Annotated in this window: 2 protein-coding genes and 1 pseudogene; all 3 read right to left on the bottom strand. The window is 74.7% G+C overall.

The window, feature by feature from the left end; all coding sequences use genetic code 11:
* Window positions 1-237, bottom strand: a pseudogene (locus EHS43_RS43280) (hypothetical protein); the annotation flags it as partial.
* A 178-nt stretch (window positions 238-415) separates the two neighbouring features.
* Window positions 416-1,339, bottom strand: coding sequence for an LD-carboxypeptidase (locus EHS43_RS43275; RefSeq protein WP_125195908.1), 924 nt, complete (start codon window positions 1,337-1,339; stop codon window positions 416-418).
* Window positions 1,336-2,086, bottom strand: a 751-nt coding sequence (locus EHS43_RS43270) for a S9 family peptidase (protein ID WP_148104294.1), incomplete at its 5' end; no start/stop codon positions are given. The genes EHS43_RS43275 and EHS43_RS43270, both read right to left, overlap by 4 nt.

Genomic DNA, 2,086 nt, shown 5'->3' with positions numbered 1-2,086 from the left:
CCCCGCCTTGGTCGGGTCCTCGATGAGGCGGCCGGCATAGGCGAGGTACGCGCTCTCGCTGTCCGGCGGGAACAGCCACGGCTGGTGCAGTTCCTTGCTCTCCCGGGCCCGTGCGGTGAACTCGGCGGCGTCCTCGTAGGTGAAGTGACGGATGCCGACGCGGGGGCCTTCGGCGAGGTGGCGGGACGGGGTGTGGGGCATCCCGCCAGCGTACGGCGCCTGCCCGCGGGCCCGCAGGGCGGATGCCCCGCACAGCGCGCCGATCAGGCCGGCGGCGAGCAGGGCGAGGACGGGAATCAGGGCGAGGCCGGCGAGCGGCGGGGCGGCCACCGCCCGCCAGGCACGGTCGCCGGCGTCCTCGGCCCCCGGCCCGCATCCTCTCCTGCCGGGCCCCGAACCGGAGCCCGTGCCGCCGTCAGCCGAGGGCGGGTTCGTCGAGGGTCACGGTGCCGGTGTCCGCGTCGAGTTCGGCGGACACCCCGAACGGGATCGTCAGCGCCCCCTCGCCGTGCCCGAATCCGAACTCCTCGACCACAGGCACGCCGAGGCCGCCGAGCCGGTCGAGGAGCAGCGCCCGCACCCGCTCGTACGGCTCGCACCTCTCCCAGGAGCCGAGGAGCACCCCGCGCACCCCGTCGAGCCAGCCCGCGCGCAGAAGTTGGGTGAGGCAGCGGTCGAGGCGGTACGTCTCCTCGCCGACGTCCTCCAGGCAGAGCAGTCCGCCGCGCGCTCCGGGCCGGGCGTGCGCGGAGCCCAGTTCGGAGGCGAGCAGGCACAGGCAGCCACCGAGGGTGACACCGCGGGCCCGGCCGGGGACCAGGGGCGTGCCGCCGGAGGCGATGGTGCGGACCGTCTCCGGCGCGAACAGCGTGGACCTCAGATGCTCCTGGGCCCGGGCGTTCTTGATGAAGTCGATGTCGGCGGCCATCGGCCCGTACAGCGTGACCAGGCCGAGCCGGGCGGCGAACGCCTCGTGCAGCGCGGTGATGTCGCTGAACCCGACCAGGACCTTGGGTCCGGCGGCGCGCAGGGCGTCCCAGTCGAGCAGGTCGACCATGCGCATCACGCCGTATCCACCGCGGGCGCACAGCACGGCGTCCACGGAGGGGTCGCACCAGGCGTTCTGGAGGTCGGCCGCCCGGTCGGCGTCGGCGCCCGCGAGGTAGGCGAACTCACCGTGCCGGTCGAGGACATGGGGTGCCACGACCGGGTCGAGGTCCCAGCCGCGCAGGATGTCCAGGCCGGCCTGGAGGCGTTCCTCCGGCACCGGTCCGCTGGGGGCGACGACGGCCACGCGGGCCCCCGGCGCGAGCCTGGGCGGCCGTACGAGGTGCTTCACCTGGTGAGCTCCAATGTCGGGACGCCGGGCGGGTTCAGCCCGAACACCTGGGCGTACAGGGAGAGTTCGGCCTCCAGTGCGCGGATCATCGTGTCCGCGCGGCGGAACCCGTGCCCCTCCCCCTCGAAGGCGAGATAGGCGTGCGGCACCTGCCGGCCGGCGATCCGGTCGAGGAACCGCTCGCACTGCGCGGGCGGGCAGATCACGTCGTCCAGGCCCTGGAGCAGCAGGAAGGGCACGGTGACCCGGTCGGCGTGCTCGACGGGCGAGCGTTCCGCGTACCGTCCGGGGACCTCGGCGAGCGGTCCGACCAGGCTCTCCAGGTACTGGGACTCGAAGTCGTGGGTCTCCCCGGTGCCCCAGCCGGTCAGGTCCAGGATCGGGTAGCTGATCGTGCCGCAGGCGTAGACGTCCGTCGTGGTGAGGGAGGCGGCCGCCGTCCAGCCGCCGGCGCTGCCGCCGCGCACGGCGAGCCGGTCGCGGTCGGCGGTGCCCTCGTCGGCGAGGGCGAGCGCGACGGCCGCGCAGTCCTCGACGTCGACCACGCCCCACTGCTCGCGCAGCCGCTCCCGGTACTCCCGCCCGTACCCGGTCGAGCCGCCGTAGTTGACCTCGGCGACGCCGATGCCGCGCGAGGTGAAGTAGGCGATCGACAGGTCGAGCACGAGGGGCGCACGGCCGGTGGGTCCGCCGTGCGCCCAGACGACGTACGGGGGCAGTTCGTCGGCGGGGGCCCGGTACCCGGGG

Source organism: Streptomyces sp. RP5T (genome assembly GCF_003933965.1).
Taxonomy (GTDB): Bacteria; Actinomycetota; Actinomycetes; order Streptomycetales; family Streptomycetaceae; genus Streptomyces.
Note: the sequence above shows the minus strand (reverse complement) of the source record. Positions and strands in the feature narration are given on the sequence as shown.